General features: G+C 55.3%; 16 protein-coding genes. 9 read left to right on the top strand and 7 right to left on the bottom strand.

Annotated elements, in window-relative coordinates; translation table 11 throughout:
- Positions 1 to 106: 106 nt before the first annotated feature.
- From pdxH to anmK, 3 genes are all read right to left on the bottom strand, one after another.
- On the bottom strand, positions 107 to 763 hold the full coding sequence (pdxH, locus tag ACMWJS_RS02590; RefSeq protein WP_024909355.1) for a pyridoxamine 5'-phosphate oxidase: 657 nt from the start codon (positions 761 to 763) through the stop codon (positions 107 to 109).
- 57 nt (positions 764 to 820) lie between these two features.
- Positions 821 to 1,144: a C-type lysozyme inhibitor gene (mliC, locus tag ACMWJS_RS02585; RefSeq protein ID WP_025758348.1), complete on the bottom strand. Its 324-nt coding sequence runs from the start codon at positions 1,142 to 1,144 to the stop codon at positions 821 to 823.
- Between the two features lie 93 nt (positions 1,145 to 1,237).
- Entirely contained in the window at positions 1,238 to 2,362 is a 1,125-nt protein-coding gene (anmK, locus tag ACMWJS_RS02580; protein ID WP_045910332.1) for an anhydro-N-acetylmuramic acid kinase, read from the bottom strand.
- Between the two features lie 255 nt (positions 2,363 to 2,617).
- Between anmK and slyB the strand changes: the two genes are divergently transcribed.
- Positions 2,618 to 3,085, top strand: a complete 468-nt coding sequence (gene slyB / locus ACMWJS_RS02575; RefSeq protein WP_008500578.1) for an outer membrane lipoprotein SlyB — start codon at positions 2,618 to 2,620, stop codon at positions 3,083 to 3,085.
- Between the two features lie 194 nt (positions 3,086 to 3,279).
- On the top strand, positions 3,280 to 4,641 hold the full coding sequence (locus tag ACMWJS_RS02570) for an MASE4 domain-containing protein (RefSeq protein ID WP_414746536.1): 1,362 nt from the start codon (positions 3,280 to 3,282) through the stop codon (positions 4,639 to 4,641).
- Between the two features lie 35 nt (positions 4,642 to 4,676).
- Here ACMWJS_RS02570 and slyA read toward each other — a convergent pair whose 3' ends face one another.
- Positions 4,677 to 5,117, bottom strand: a complete 441-nt coding sequence (slyA, locus tag ACMWJS_RS02565) for a transcriptional regulator SlyA (RefSeq protein ID WP_021241135.1) — start codon at positions 5,115 to 5,117, stop codon at positions 4,677 to 4,679.
- A 186-nt stretch (positions 5,118 to 5,303) separates the two neighbouring features.
- Here slyA and ACMWJS_RS02560 point away from each other — a divergent pair, with 186 nt between their 5' ends.
- From ACMWJS_RS02560 to ACMWJS_RS02550, 3 genes are read left to right on the top strand one after another with little or no spacing between them, the layout of a single operon-like run.
- Positions 5,304 to 5,540: a DUF1656 domain-containing protein gene (locus ACMWJS_RS02560; RefSeq protein ID WP_024909360.1), complete on the top strand. Its 237-nt coding sequence runs from the start codon at positions 5,304 to 5,306 to the stop codon at positions 5,538 to 5,540.
- Positions 5,541 to 5,542: 2 nt separating this feature from the next.
- On the top strand, positions 5,543 to 6,403 hold the full coding sequence (locus ACMWJS_RS02555; protein WP_334754767.1) for an HlyD family secretion protein: 861 nt from the start codon (positions 5,543 to 5,545) through the stop codon (positions 6,401 to 6,403).
- Entirely contained in the window at positions 6,403 to 8,436 is a 2,034-nt protein-coding gene (locus tag ACMWJS_RS02550) for an FUSC family protein (protein WP_334754766.1), read from the top strand. The genes ACMWJS_RS02555 and ACMWJS_RS02550 overlap by 1 nt, the downstream gene beginning before the upstream one ends.
- Here the strand turns inward: ACMWJS_RS02550 and sodC are convergent.
- The 3 genes from sodC to ACMWJS_RS02535 form a co-directional block, all read right to left on the bottom strand.
- Complete coding sequence (sodC, locus tag ACMWJS_RS02545; RefSeq protein WP_262821964.1) at positions 8,415 to 8,933, bottom strand: superoxide dismutase [Cu-Zn] SodC; 519 nt, start codon at positions 8,931 to 8,933, stop codon at positions 8,415 to 8,417. The two genes, ACMWJS_RS02550 and sodC, sit on opposite strands and share 22 nt — an antisense overlap.
- An 80-nt stretch (positions 8,934 to 9,013) precedes the next feature.
- Positions 9,014 to 9,910 carry an aldo/keto reductase gene (locus ACMWJS_RS02540; protein ID WP_167212917.1) on the bottom strand — a complete coding sequence of 299 codons (897 nt, stop codon included), beginning with the start codon at positions 9,908 to 9,910 and terminating at the stop codon, positions 9,014 to 9,016.
- A 48-nt stretch (positions 9,911 to 9,958) separates the two neighbouring features.
- Positions 9,959 to 10,198 carry a DUF1289 domain-containing protein gene (locus ACMWJS_RS02535; protein WP_008500587.1) on the bottom strand — a complete coding sequence of 80 codons (240 nt, stop codon included), beginning with the start codon at positions 10,196 to 10,198 and terminating at the stop codon, positions 9,959 to 9,961.
- A gap of 149 nt (positions 10,199 to 10,347) precedes the next feature.
- Between ACMWJS_RS02535 and eptA the strand changes: the two genes are divergently transcribed.
- The 4 genes from eptA (at position 10,348) to gloA (ending at position 14,274) form a co-directional block, all read left to right on the top strand.
- A complete protein-coding gene (gene eptA, locus ACMWJS_RS02530) occupies positions 10,348 to 11,973 on the top strand; it encodes a phosphoethanolamine transferase EptA (RefSeq protein ID WP_334754765.1) in 1,626 nt (541 codons plus the stop codon).
- 41 nt (positions 11,974 to 12,014) lie between these two features.
- Positions 12,015 to 12,614, top strand: a complete 600-nt coding sequence (locus tag ACMWJS_RS02525; RefSeq protein WP_334754764.1) for a TetR/AcrR family transcriptional regulator — start codon at positions 12,015 to 12,017, stop codon at positions 12,612 to 12,614.
- 54 nt (positions 12,615 to 12,668) lie between these two features.
- Entirely contained in the window at positions 12,669 to 13,766 is a 1,098-nt protein-coding gene (locus ACMWJS_RS02520) for an alkene reductase (protein ID WP_039023853.1), read from the top strand.
- Positions 13,767 to 13,866: 100 nt separating this feature from the next.
- A complete protein-coding gene (gloA, locus tag ACMWJS_RS02515; protein ID WP_008500591.1) occupies positions 13,867 to 14,274 on the top strand; it encodes a lactoylglutathione lyase in 408 nt (135 codons plus the stop codon).
- Positions 14,275 to 14,359 lie beyond the last annotated feature (85 nt).

The raw sequence follows: 14,359 nt of genomic DNA, 5'->3' as shown, positions 1-14,359 counted from the left end.
CGACTGCACCTTTGCCGGTACACGACTTTTCGCCTGATGCGAAAGGACCATAGAATAAAGCGCAAGCGCGGTGTGCGCTAGCGCTTAAATCAACAAATTTCGGGGATTACGGCGCCAGTCTGTCGATTTTCCAGCCGCCATTCTCGCGCTGGTATAAAAAGCGGTCGTGCAGGCGATGTTCGCCCCCCTGCCAGAACTCCATTTGCTCAATCGGGATGCGGAAACCACCCCAGAAGCTCGGCAACGGGATTTCACCCTGCTGGAACTTCTGCTTCAGCTCCAGGAATTTACTTTCCAGCACCCCGCGGGCGGAAATGCGGCTGGACTGTTTTGATACCCAGGCACCAATCTGGCTGTCACGCGGGCGGCTGTGGAAATACTTCACCACTTCCAGCGTCGAGAGACGTTCCGCTTTGCCGGTCACCATGACCTGACGTTCCAGCATGTGCCAGGGGAACAGCAGGCTGATACGCGGATTGTTTTCCAGATGGTGCGCTTTGCGGCTGCCAAGGTTGGTGTAGAACACCAGTCCTTTCTCGTCATAATGCTTGAGCAATACGATGCGCTGATACGGTTGACCGTTTTCATCCACCGTCGCGACGACCATGGCCGTGGGGTCGGCCAGTTTCGCTTCGCAGGCCTGTTTCAGCCAGCGTTCAAAAAGCACGAGGGGTTCAGCGGGAAGATCCTGGCGACGCAGGCCGCCTTTGGTGTATTCACGGCGCAGATGCGCAATTTGCTGCAGTTCGTCGTTATCTGACATGGCGTTAGCTGACATTGAGAGTGGGTGGCGCTATTGTGCGCCGCCCCTGTAAAAATCTCAACGCTTCGGATTTTCGAGCTGGCAATTGTTCAGCACAATACGGTCACGTTTGTAGACCGTGGCGCTGTCGCCTTTCGACCAGAAGACATAGATACCGTCGGTGTAACGCGCGCCCGAGGCTGAAATGCCCTGCTTCAGCGTCAGTAGTTTATTGTCATAAACAAAACTGGCTTCCTGGCGTGGATTGTTCAGCTTCACGGTCAGCGGTTTTTCGTCGCAGCGATACTCAAGCGTATCGGTCTGCATGCGCTCAAGGAGCTGGTTGTAGACGCTGCATCCTGACAGCAACAAAGGGGCGGCAATAAGAAGAAGTTTTTTCATGGGCGTATTCCGAAGACTTTCCTGGTCCTGGAGGGCATGGCTGCCCCCCTGTTTCGTTCCATTTTAACGACGACGCGCCGCGCTGAATTTCAGTTAACTCTGATTATGACGCGGATTTGCCGGGAAAATCGCCCCAAGGACGCTCGCCTCGCGCGCGCCGGTTACCGACGGTAAATTGCCCGGCAGCCCGGCAATGGTGCGCCAGGCAAGCCAGGCGAAGGCCAGCGCCTCCATATCATCACCGCTGATGCCGGCCTCATCGGTCGTCGACACTTCGGTGCCCGGCAGCAGCCCGGCAAGACGCGCCATCACCAGCGGGTTACGGCTTCCCCCGCCGCACACCAGCAGGCGTTCACATCCGCCGCTGAGGAGCACCTGTTCAGAAATCGACACGGCCGTGAGCTCGGCAAGCGTCGCCTGAACATCCTGCGGCGCGAGCGCCGGGAATGACGCCAGCTGGCGCTCAAGCCAGCCAAAGTTGAAGTATTCACGCCCCGTGCTTTTCGGTGCCGGTAAGGCAAAATAAGGATCGCTCAGCATGGACTGCAACAGCGGGATAATCACCTTACCCTCGCTCGCCCACTCCGCGTTTTTATCGTACGGTTGACCGCACTGACGCCAGATCCAGGCATCCATTAACATATTGCCTGGGCCGGTATCGTAGCCGCGGACCGGCTGCCCGGGGATAAGCATCGACAGATTGGCGATCCCACCAATGTTGAGCACCATACGCCGTTCTGAAGGGTGCGCCAGCAGCGCCTGATGAAACGCGGGCACCAGCGGTGCGCCCTGTCCGCCAAGGGCAATATCGCGACGACGGAAATCGCCGACCACCGTGACGCCCGTCTTCGCCACAATCTGGTTGTTATCGCCGATTTGCAGAGTATGCGGGGCCTCTCCAATGGGCTCATGCCAGACCGTTTGTCCGTGACACCCGATGGCGACCACATCCTGCGGGCGAAGATGTTCTTTTTGCATCAAAGCCTGCACCGCATCCGCAAACAGCGCACCGAGGCGGACATCCAGCTGTCCAAGCTGGGAGAGGGTCAACTGCTGCCCCTGACAGATACTGAGAATATCCTCTTTCAGTGAAATGGGGATTGGCCAGGTCAGGCTCGCCTGTTGTGCCACCATGTTTTCATCAATGGCGGCCAGAACGACATCTACCCCATCCAGACTGGTGCCTGACATCACACCAATGTAGCGACCCGATTTCATGCGCTTTCCTTACGTTGCGTGGGCTAAGGATATCCACTCAACCATAAACGGCGTCGCTTTGCCATCCGGCAATAATATTTTTTAACAATGTCAGACGGGTAGCGCGGGCGGATCCTGTTTATGTCTCGTTAAGTCAAATTCAAGTACAATTTTCCTATTGTTAGTGCAAAGATATGAACTATGGCTCCTTATGCCATATAATTTAGCCATAACGGATGCCCCCAATCGGGCGTTTTTGGTGAACAGGAGATTCAAATGATTTTACGTGTACTGGGCGTTTCGCTGATTGGTTTAACTCTGGCTGGCTGTGTGAATGACAGTTCACTTTCTGGCGACGTTTACAGCGCTTCTGAAGCGAAACAGGTTCAGAACGTGACTTACGGTACCGTTGTTAACGCACGCCCTGTACAGATTCAGGGTGGTGATGAAAACAACGTGATGGGCGCAATCGGCGGTGCCGTTCTAGGTGGTTTCCTGGGTAATACCGTCGGCGGTGGTACGGGACGCTCTCTGGCGACAGCCGCAGGTGCCGTTGCGGGTGGCGTAGCCGGCCAGGGCGTTCAGGGTGCGATGAACAAAACGCAGGGCGTAGAGCTGGAAATTCGTAAAGACGACGGCAGCACAATCATGGTTGTTCAGAAACAGGGCAGCACCCGCTTCTCTGCTGGCCAGCGCGTTGTACTGGCGAGCAACGGAAGCCAGGTGACCGTTTCTCCACGTTAATTAAAAGTGGATGTGGTCCTCGGGCCACATCCATTTACAATATATATCACTCTCACAAATATAATTACAAAATACATTCGCCCCATCCATTATAAATCACTCCTTATATTGTTTCTGCGCAAAGTATTTATTGCACTAATTGATTAGACTCTTCGCAACCACCTTTTTTATTTATTATAATTTGTAAAAATTCTATGCTTGCGAATCGTCGTGCTCTACCGAGCCGTTATATCGCGTTCTGTCTCGGTTGCCTTGTTGTTATCGGGATATTACACGCGCTGTTTTTAAAACTCGTTGAATGGGTTCCGTCCTTTTCACCGCTTTTATTCCCTACGCTCACCATTTTTCTTCTGGTGTTTCACCTGTTTATTGCCTGTTTTATGGCGATGAAATACTGGTGTGACAAAAGACGGTTGTATCTGGTCGCAATCGCCTTTGCCTTTGCCGGGTCCGCATTGCTGATGGTCGGAACGCTGACCAGCTTCCCCGCCTGGCTGGATCTCTATCAGTTCAACGTCGTGAACTACAACGATGCGATGATCTACTATATGTTCCGCCACTTTTTAATGGCGGTGCTGTTCATCGTGGCGGCAATACTCTATCCCATGCGCAAATACCCTCTTTCACGACTGGCGCATATCTCAATTGTAAGCGGGGCGTCTCTTTTTACCGCCTGTGCAGTGGGACTGGCCTGGATATATTCCAGCCACTCGCCCTTGTTATCGATTGACCTGGTTGATAATGAAACCCGGCAGTTTATGGTCCTCTGGAGCCATTGCATTAATATCTCTTTAATAGTTTTCTGGGTGATAACATTAGTAGCGCTGATGTTTGTCACGCGCGTGCGCAATTTATTCTGGGTAGGCGGAAATTTTCTGTGCGTTTGCTATATCGTCACGCTTTCAATGCTGTTAGCGGCTGGACATGCCGAAGATATCTCCTGGTACCGCGCCCGGTTATTTGAAACTGTCGCCACGCTGCTGATTATTTTTGTTCTGCTTTACGATGTCTTCAGACTGTATCGCGACTCGCACGTAAAATATCAGCAGTCCTATCAGAACTCGATCCGCGATCCGCTCACGCGCCTTTATAACCGCAGCTATTTTTATGAATCGTTAAACCAGGCGCTGGATATTGCCAGACCCAACCGCCCCGTTTCCGTCATTGTCAGCGATCTCGATCGCTTCAAGCGCATTAACGACACCTACGGGCATCTTCAGGGCGATAAAGTCCTGCAGTTTGTCGCCAACCTGCTGATGGATTCCGTGCGCCCGCAGGACATCGCGGCCCGTATCGGCGGCGAGGAGTTTGTACTGATGCTGGCCAACACGTCGTCAGACTCCGCGTACCAGGTGGCCGAGCGCATACGTCTGAAGCTAAGCAGCTTTGATAAAACCAGCAGCGGCGGTCAGTTGCCGGAGCCCATCACCATCAGTATGGGGGTGTTTACGGCAACGTCATCAACGATAACCGCAGAAGCGTGCGTGGAAAGTGCCGACAAGGCGATGTATGAAGCGAAGGAGACGGGTCGTAATCGTGTGGTCGTCTTTAAGTAAAAAAAGGCCTTGCTGGTGCAAGGCCTTCGTGTTTATCAGTCGCGAGACTGCAGCTCATGGATATTTTGCTCAAGGCGAGCAATGAGGCTGATGAGCATTTCCAGCTCCGCCGGTGAAACGCCTGAAAGGATTTCACCGCGCGTTTTGGTGATGACGGCTTCCATTTCGGTGATGATAGGCGCCGCTTTCTCAGTGAGTTTAATCCGCTTAGCACGACGATCGCTGGCGCAGGTTTGTCGGGAGATCAACCCCTTCTCTTCCAGCTGATCAAGCGTGCGCACCAGCGACGGTTGCTCAATGCCTATCGCTTTTGCCAGCTGAATTTGTGACTGATCGGGCGGAAGCTGATGAATGTTGTGCAGCGTGACCCAATGCGTCTGTGTTAATTCCAGAGGTTTCAGGCGATGGTCAATCAGAGCACGCCAGACGCGTACCAACCTTGCCAGATCAGAACCTAATGGCGATTCCAATTTCATCTCCTTATAATTAGCTTGCTAAGTTATTATACTGATTTTAGAATAGTGTGCAGCATTTGTATTGCCAAAACAAATGCAATACTGCATTCATCGAACTTAAAAGTATGACTTACACTGAATTGTGATGCTTCATCATACTAAGACAAGCCAACGCGGCATTCTGTTCACTGCAAAGGATTTCTGCCCGTGACGTTTTTTCATCGCTCAGAGGGGTTACCCCTTCAGGATCTGATCTTCGGTGCGTCAGTCTACTTTCCTCCCCTGTTTAAGGCCGTGCTGGTGGGCTTTATTCTCTGGCTCATCGCGCATCGTCTGCTTCGCGACTGGATGTACTCCGGCGAAATCTGGCATCCCATGCTGATGGATCTTTCCCTGTTTGCCCTCTCCGTATGTCTGGGCCTTGCTGTCTTGATGGTGTGGTGACTATGCCTCTGAAAACGCTGAAGTACTTTTCCACCCTCTTTGTTCTCGCCCTCGCGCTGGTTGCAGGCTGGTGGATGTGGAATTTTTATATGCAGTCCCCCTGGACCCGTGACGGCAAAATTCGTGCTGAACAGGTCAGCATCACCCCGCAGGTGTCGGGAAGCATCACGACGCTGCTCATTAAGGATAACCAGTACGTCAAAAAGGGTGAGGTACTCTTCCGGATCGACGATACCCCGTACCACATCGCGATTCTGAACGCCGAGGCGCAGCTGGCAAAAGCCCAGTCAGACTTAGCGAAAGCGAATAACGAGGCCAACCGCCGCCGGCATTTATCGCAAAATTACATCTCAGCGGAAGATTTAGACACCGCCAACATCAACGTGAAGGCCATGCAGGCGAGCGTCAACGTGGCCGAAGCCACGCTGAAGCAGGCCCAGTGGGAGCTGACCCAAACGGTGATTACCGCGCCGGTTGACGGGTGGGTAACCAACCTTTCCGCTCGCGTGGGGAATTATGCCACCACGGGACAACCCGTTTTTGCCCTCGTCGACAGCCACTCCTTCTACGTGGTGGGCTATTTTGAAGAGACCAAGCTTCGCCATATTCGCGAGGGATCGCCCGCCGCCATTACGCTTTACAGTGGCTCGCAGAAGTTACAGGGTCACGTATCCAGCATTGGCCGCGCCATTTACGATCAAAGCGTCGAAACGGATTCTGGCCTGGTGCCGGACATCAAGCCGAACGTGCCCTGGGTGCGTCTCGCTCAGCGCGTGCCGGTTCGCGTGGAGTTTGACCATTTACCGCAGGACATCACGCTGGTCTCCGGCACCACCTGTACTGTCTCCATCGGAAACCGGTGATGAAGCTGCCGGCACTCTCCTGGCAAAACACGCCGTGGATCAAAGCGACGCGCCCTCAGTGGCGCTACGCGCTGCGTAACGGCATTGCCATGTGTCTGGCGCTGACCGTCGCCTATTATCTGAACCTGGATGAACCCTACTGGGCGATGACGTCTGCCGCGGTGGTGAGTTTTCCTACGGTCGGTGGGGTGATCAGTAAGAGCCTTGGGCGCATCGCCGGCAGCCTGCTGGGTGCCACGGCGGCGTTAATTATCGCCGGCCATACGCTGAACGATCCGTGGATGTTCCTGCTGAGCATGGCGGCGTGGCTGGGGTGCTGTACCTGGGCCTGCGCCCATTTTACCAATAACGTCGCCTATGCTTTCCAGCTGGCGGGCTATACCGCCGCCATTATCGCCTTCCCGGTGGTGAACGTGCTCGACACCACCGAACTGTGGGATATCGCGCAGGCGCGCGTCTGTGAAGTCATTGTCGGGATCCTCAGCGGTGGCTTCATGATGATGATCCTCCCCAGCACCTCCGACGGCACCGCGCTTATCACCGCCCTCAAGACCATGCACACCCGGCTGCTTGAGCACGCGAGCCTGCTCTGGCAACCGGATACCAGCGATGAGATCCGCCTCGCGCATGAAAAGGTGATCGGACAGATCCTGACGATGAATCTGTTGCGAATTCAGGCGTTCTGGAGCCACTACCGCTTTCGTCGTCAGAACACCCTGCTAAATTATTTACTGCACCAGCAGCTGCGTATGACCAGCGCCATTTCCAGCCTGCGCAGAATGCTGCTCAACTGGCCGACACCGCCGGAAAACACCCGTGCCGTAATCGAAACGCTGCTCGCGGCTCTTGCTCGCCCGGATGCGGACATCTACACCGTTGCGAAGATCATCGCCCCGCTCGCCCCGGTTGATGAGTACGACTATCGCCATCGCGCCTTCTGGCAACGTCTGAATTACTTTTGCCGACTCTATCTGCGCAGCAGCCGCTGGATTATCGCGGTTGAGAATGCCACGCCGGTCACGGAGTTCAACGTTCCCGGCAGCCCGGCTCTCGCCCGCCATACCGACTACCTGGAAGCACTGTGGAGCGGTTTTCGCACCTTCTGCGCGCTGATGCTGGTGGGGGCGTGGAGCATCACCACGCAGTGGGAGTCCGGTACGGCGGCCCTGACGCTTGCTGCCATCAGCTGCGTGCTTTACTCCGTCGCGGCCTCGCCGTTCAACTCGCTGACGCTCCTGCTACGCACCCTGGTACTGCTGTCGTTGTTCAGTTTTGTGGTGAAGTTTGGCCTGATGGTGCAGATAAGCGATCTGTGGCAGTTCCTGCTGTTTCTGTTTCCGCTGTTGACCACCATGCAGCTACTCAAGCTGCAAATGCCAAAACAGGCGGGCCTCTGGGGGCAGCTGATTGTCTTTATGGGCTCGTTTATCTCCGTGACCAATCCGCCGGTTTATGATTACGCCGATTTTCTTAATGACAACCTGGCGAAAATCCTTGGCGTGGGGCTGGCGTGGCTGGCTTTCGCGGTGTTGCGCCCCGGCTCCGATGCCCGCAAAAGCCGCAGGCATATCCGGGAGTTACGCCGGGGGTTTGTGGACCAGCTCAGCCGTAAACCGCATCTTCGTGAAAACGAGTATGAATCGCTGGTGTATCACCACGTGAGCCAGCTCAATAACAGCCAGGACGCGCTTTCCCGGCGCTGGCTGCTGCGCTGGGGCGTGGTGCTGTTGAACTGTTCGCACGTGGTCTGGCAGCTTCGCGGGTGGGAAACACGTTCCGACCCGCTGTCGCAGGTTCGCGATGTATGCATCTCTCTGCTGCGCGATGTGATGAGCGAACGCGGTGTCCAGCAGCGACCGCTGGCAACCACGCTGAATGAACTGCAGCGGATCTGCGATACGCTTGCACGACATCATCTCCCCGCCGCCCGTGATTTGGCCTCGATAATCTGGCGGCTGCACTGCTCGCTGTCGCAGCTGGAGCAGGCACCACCGCCGGGTACCATTGGGGATCAGATCACGCCGCAGGCATAACGCGCCCCGCCGCCGCCAAGCGGTTTAGGCTGATCAGACATATTGTCGCCGCCGACATGAATCATTAGCGCTTTACCTTTTACCTCCTCCAGCTTTTTCAGACGCGGCGCGACAACGGGATCGGTGGCTTTACCGTCGTTATTGACCACCAGCACGGGCAGATCGCCCAGGTGTCCCATTCCATCCGGGCCCTCATGCTTGCCGGTATGCTGGGGATCCAGGTGCCCCCCTGCCGCTTCCGCCGCTGACGCTTTACCCTCTTTTAATGCGGGCTGACAGCTGCCTTTGGCGTGAACATGGAAACCATGTTCACCGGGAGGGAGTGCTTTGAGGTTGGGAGCGAACTCCAGCCCTTTGTCGGTTTCCGTGATTTTCACCGTACCGATGGACTGACCCACACCCTGAGAGGTGACGAGATTCATTTCCACTTCGTCGCTGGCTGCCTGCGCCCCTGCGCAAACAACCAGCGCGACCATTGCCAGAGCAAAACGCTTCATATGACCTCCGCTGGTTATTTTTTGCCCCTTAAGTGTATACCAGGGGCAAAGATTTCACCGGAAAGTCACCTTCTGGCGGTTTATGGCACGTCGTAACCCAGCGCGGCTTTGCGGATGCGGAACCACTGCTGGCGGGTCATCTGCAGCTCTTCAGCGGCCAGTGCAGAACGCACGCGTTCTATTTTGCCAGAACCAATAATGGGCAGCGGTTTTGAAGGCAGACGCAGGATCCAGGCATAAACCACCTGTTCGATGCTCTCCGCGTTCAGCTCGCGGGCGATAGTGTCCAGTTCGTTGCGCAGCGGCTGGAATTCATCATCATTAAACAGGCGTCCGCCTCCCAGGCACGACCAGGCCATCGGGCGAATACGCAGCTGTTGCAGCTGGTCGAGGGTACCGTCCAGCAGCAGCGGCTGGTGTACCGGGGAGATCTCCACCTGATTGGTGGCCAGGGTAAACGGCAGGCGAGACTGAAGCAGTGCAAACTGCGCCGGGGTGAAGTTGGAAACGCCAAAGTGACGCACTTTGCCGCTCTGATGCAGGTTCAGGAAGGCTTCTGCCACCTCATCGGCATCCATGAGCGGATCCGGACGGTGGATTAACAGCAGGTCGATATGGTCGGTCGCCAGATTGACCAGCGACTGCTCAGCGCTCTTGATGATATGCGCGCTGTCGGTGATGTAATGCCCAAGGGCGTGTTCCGGTTTTGCCGTGGTGGCAATCCCGCACTTCGTGACGATCTCCATGCGGTCGCGGAGTGCCGGAACCAGCTTGAGCGCCTCGCCGAATGCGGCTTCACACTGATAACCACCGTAAATGTCCGCATGGTCGACCGTGGTAACGCCCAGATCGATATGCTCTTCAATAAAGCTCGCCAGCTGGAGGGGGGACATATTCCAGTCCATCAGGCGCCAGTAGCCCATCACAAAACGGGAGAATTCTGGCCCCTGGGGGGCAAGGGTAATTCGCTGAACCATAACATTTTCCTCAAGGACGTGATGTCATGAGTATACGCAATTACCGTGTTAAAAAAGTGAAGGTTGCTGGGGTTCTTCGGTCTCACCGGCTTTGTTTGCGCGTATTTTGCGCAGAAGACGCTGTCGGCAGAGGCGTAGCACCTCCTGCTTTTGCGTGTCGCTAAAGTTTTGCCAGTTAAAACGCTCGTCACGGGTACGCATGCACCCGCGGCAATATCCGCGTTCATCCACCTGACAAATCCCCCGGCACGGGCTCTGGATGGGGAAAAACTCCAGCTGCTCTGCCACACTCACCTCCGGATAACCACTCTCACCTACAGTGAAGACGCTAAACGCGCCACGTGCAAGGCCTATACCACAGATTTGTGGCATTAAGGTTTCACTAATCTTCCCTCTTTATACTCGGCCCATCATGACAATGACAGGTTTACCGATCGATGTGGTTAATCAAAAAGTTACAATGTAACGACATTAAATTTACTCTGGGCTGTGCACTCTTCTTTACGCTAATCAACGGGCTGTTTATCCAGCGCAGCTGGGCCATTATTGCCCCTGCGCACCTGCACGACATCCTCTTTGCCGCGTCCGTACCGCTGGTGCTGTTTTGCGGCTGGGTGATTGTCTTTAGCCTGCTGAATATCCCCTATATCCGCAAGCCGCTGCTGATTGTATTGACGATCGGATGCGCCGCGGCAACCTACTTTATGTACACCTACGGCGCGGTGATCGATCAGAACATGATTGTGAACGTGTTCGAAACCAACTCTCAGGAAGCGACAGCCCTGGTGACGCCGCAGATGATTCTGTGGATTGTTATTGCTGGCCTCGTGCCTTCCGTGGTGCTGGCGCTGACCCGCATTCGTACCGGGAAATGGTGGTATGCCCTGCTGACGCGCGTTGCCGCGATGCTTGGCGCTCTGCTGGTGATTATCCTGATTGCCGCCGTGTTTTATAAAGATTACGCCTCGCTGTTTCGCAACAACAAAAGCATCGTCAAAATGGTGACCCCGGCCAACTATGTCAGCGCCGTGGTGAAGTACAGCAAAATGCGCTGGTTTGCCGGCGATCAAACGCTGGTACGGATTGGCGAAGATGCCCATAAAGGACCGTTGATTTCAGGTCAACAAAAGAAAACCGTTCTGGTACTGGTCGTTGGTGAAGCCTCTCGCGCGGCGAACTACTCCCTGAATGGTTACGATCGTGAAACGAACCCGGAGCTGAAAAAGCAGGATGTGATTAACTTCCCGCAGGCCTCCTCATGCGGCACTGAAACCGCCGTTTCCGTTCCGTGCATGTTCTCGGGCATGACGCGTAGCAAATACGATGCCGACCTGGCGCACCATCAGGAAGGTCTGCTCGATGTGCTCAAGCATGCGGGTATCAACTTGCTGTGGCGCGACAACGACGGCGGCTGTAAAGGCGCCTGCGATCGCGTACCGCATACCGATATGACGCAATGGAATCTGGATCAGTTCTGCAAAGACAAATCCTGTATTGATGATGTGAATTTCTACCGTCTGGACAACGTGCTGGATGGTCTGAAGCAGGACACGGTGCTGGTTATCCACCTGATGGGGAGCCACGGTCCGGCGTACTATCGCCGTTACCCGGACACTTTCCGGAAATTCACCCCAACCTGCGACACCAACGAGATTCAGGATTGCGATCATCAGGCGCTGATGAATACCTATGACAACACCATCCTGTATACCGACAGCATGGTCAGCAAAACCATTGATGCGCTGAAAGCTCGTCAGGCAAGCATGAATACCGCGCTGATTTATCTCTCGGATCACGGTGAGTCACTGGGTGAAAGCGGCATTTATCTGCACGGGACGCCGTACATGCTGGCGCCGGAGCAGCAAACGCACATTCCGTTTATGTTCTGGCTGTCACCGGACTACGCGAAAAACTATGGCATTAATGAACAGTGTTTACGCGACCATGCAGCAAAAAATGCGGTCTCCCAGGACAATTTATTCTCAACCGTATTGGGTATGATGGACGTCAAATCAACGGTTTATCAACAGCAGCTGGATATTCTGAACGCATGTCGGCAATAAACTCGCTTGCATTAGACCGAACGGTCTATTAGAGTGCGGCCATGAGCAGAAATACTGAACACGATACCCGCGAACATCTACTGGCAACCGGCGAGCGTCTTTGCATGCATCGCGGGTTTACCGGTATGGGGTTGAGCGAGTTATTAAAAACCGCTGAGGTACCAAAGGGGTCGTTTTATCACTACTTCCGGTCCAAAGAGGCCTTTGGCGTGGCAATGCTGGAGCGTCATTACGCGGGCTACCACCAGCGTCTGGCGACCCACTTTGCGTCGGGTGGAGGAAACTATCGGGATCGTGTTCTGAACTACTATCAGGAAACGCTGAACCAGTTCTGTCAGCAGGGCATTATCAGCGGATGCCTGACGGTCAAGCTGTCTGCCGAGGTGTGCGATCTTTCCGAAGATATGCGCTCGGCGATGGATAAGGGTGCCCGCGGCGTGATCGCCCTGCTGGCCCAGGCGCTGGAAAAAGGCCGCGACGAAAAAACGCTGGCCTTTACCGGCGACCCCTTAATGCAGTCTCAGGTGCTCTACTCCCTCTGGTTAGGGGCCAACCTGCAGGCAAAAATTTCGCGCAGTGCCGTGCCGCTGGAAAGCGCGCTGGCACATGTGAAAAACAGCATTACTGCGCCTGGCGTATAACGGGCGCTTTTTATTTACCTTATCACTAGTCGACTGGTCTACTCAGGAGTCTTTATGTCAGCTGAAAAACTGTTTACCCCATTGAAAGTGGGTGCCGTCACGGCGCCAAACCGCGTGTTCATGGCTCCGCTGACCCGTCTGCGCAGCATTGAGCCGGGTGACATCCCCACCCCGCTGATGGGCGAATACTATCGTCAACGCGCAAGCTCTGGCCTGATCATCACCGAAGCCACGCAGATCTCTGCTCAGGCGAAGGGTTACGCCGGTGCGCCGGGCCTTCACAGCCCGGAACAGATCGCGGCATGGCAGAAAATCACCGCGGGCGTTCACGCTGAAGAGGGTCGTATTGCGGTCCAGCTGTGGCATACCGGTCGTATCTCACACAGCAGCATCCAGCCTGGCGGTCAGGCACCGGTCTCTGCGTCGGCCCTGAGCGCCAATACCCGCACTTCCCTGCGCGATGAAAACGGCAACGCGATCCGCGTGGATACCTCTATGCCTCGCGCGCTGGAGCTGGACGAAATTCCGGGGATTGTTAACGATTTCCGTCAGGCCGTGGCCAACGCCCGTGAAGCCGGTTTTGACCTGATTGAGCTGCACTCCGCGCATGGCTATCTGCTGCACCAGTTCCTGTCACCGTCGTCTAACCACCGCACCGACCAGTACGGCGGCAGCGTCGAAAACCGCGCCCGTCTGGTGCTTGAAGTGGTGGATGCGGTATGCAAGGAGTGGAGCCCGGACCGTATCGGGATCCGCGTCTCCCCAATCGGGTCTTTCCAGAACGTCGACAACGGCCCGAACGAGGAAGCGGATGCGCTTTATCTGATTGAAGAGCTGGCCAAACGCGGTATTGCCTATCTGCACATGTCCGAGCCTGACTGGGCTGGCGGTAAGCCTTACACTGAAGCCTTCCGCCAGAAAGTGCGCGAGCGCTTCCACGGGGTGATCATCGGTGCAGGTGCTTATACGCCTGAGAAAGCCGAAGATCTGATTAATAAAGGGCTGATCGATGCCGTCGCGTTTGGCCGCGACTACATCGCCAACCCGGATCTGGTTGCTCGCCTGCAGAAAAAAGCGGCGCTCAACCCGCAGCGTCCGGAAAGCTTCTACGGCGGCGGCGCGGAAGGCTACACCGACTACCCTTCACTGTAATCTCGCCATTGTTCATTGATAGCGGCGACAGTTCGCCGCTATACTAAAACATCGTTTCTGATCAAAAAGCTTTTTTATTCCATTGGTTAATGAGGAAATTATGCGCCTACTTCACACCATGCTGCGCGTTGGCGACCTGCAACGTTCTATCGATTTCTACACTAACGTCCTGGGCATGAAGCTGCTGCGCACCAGCGAAAACCCGGAATATAAATACTCACTGGCATTCGTGGGTTACGGCCCGGAAACGGATGAAGCGGTGATCGAGCTGACCTACAACTGGGGCGTTGACAGCTATGAGCTGGGCACGGCCTACGGCCATATCGCGCTGGAAGTGGATAACGCGGCCGACGCGTGCGAACGCATTCGCAAAAATGGCGGTAACGTCACGCGCGAAGCGGGCCCGGTAAAAGGCGGCACCACCGTGATTGCGTTTGTGGAAGATCCGGACGGTTACAAAATCGAGCTGATTGAAGCCAAAGACGCCGGTCGCGGTCTGGGCAACTGATCCCTCAGGGCGCAACGTGCGCCCGTAGTTTTACTGCATCACCCCGCAAAATTTGCCATAATGCGCTCTGCTTTTTCCCCATGTA

This window comes from Enterobacter sp. HK-058-C-ECC, from assembly GCF_047531125.1.
GTDB classification, from domain to species: Bacteria; Pseudomonadota; Gammaproteobacteria; order Enterobacterales; family Enterobacteriaceae; genus Enterobacter; species Enterobacter quasiroggenkampii.
This window is presented reverse-complemented; position numbering and strand designations above follow the sequence as displayed.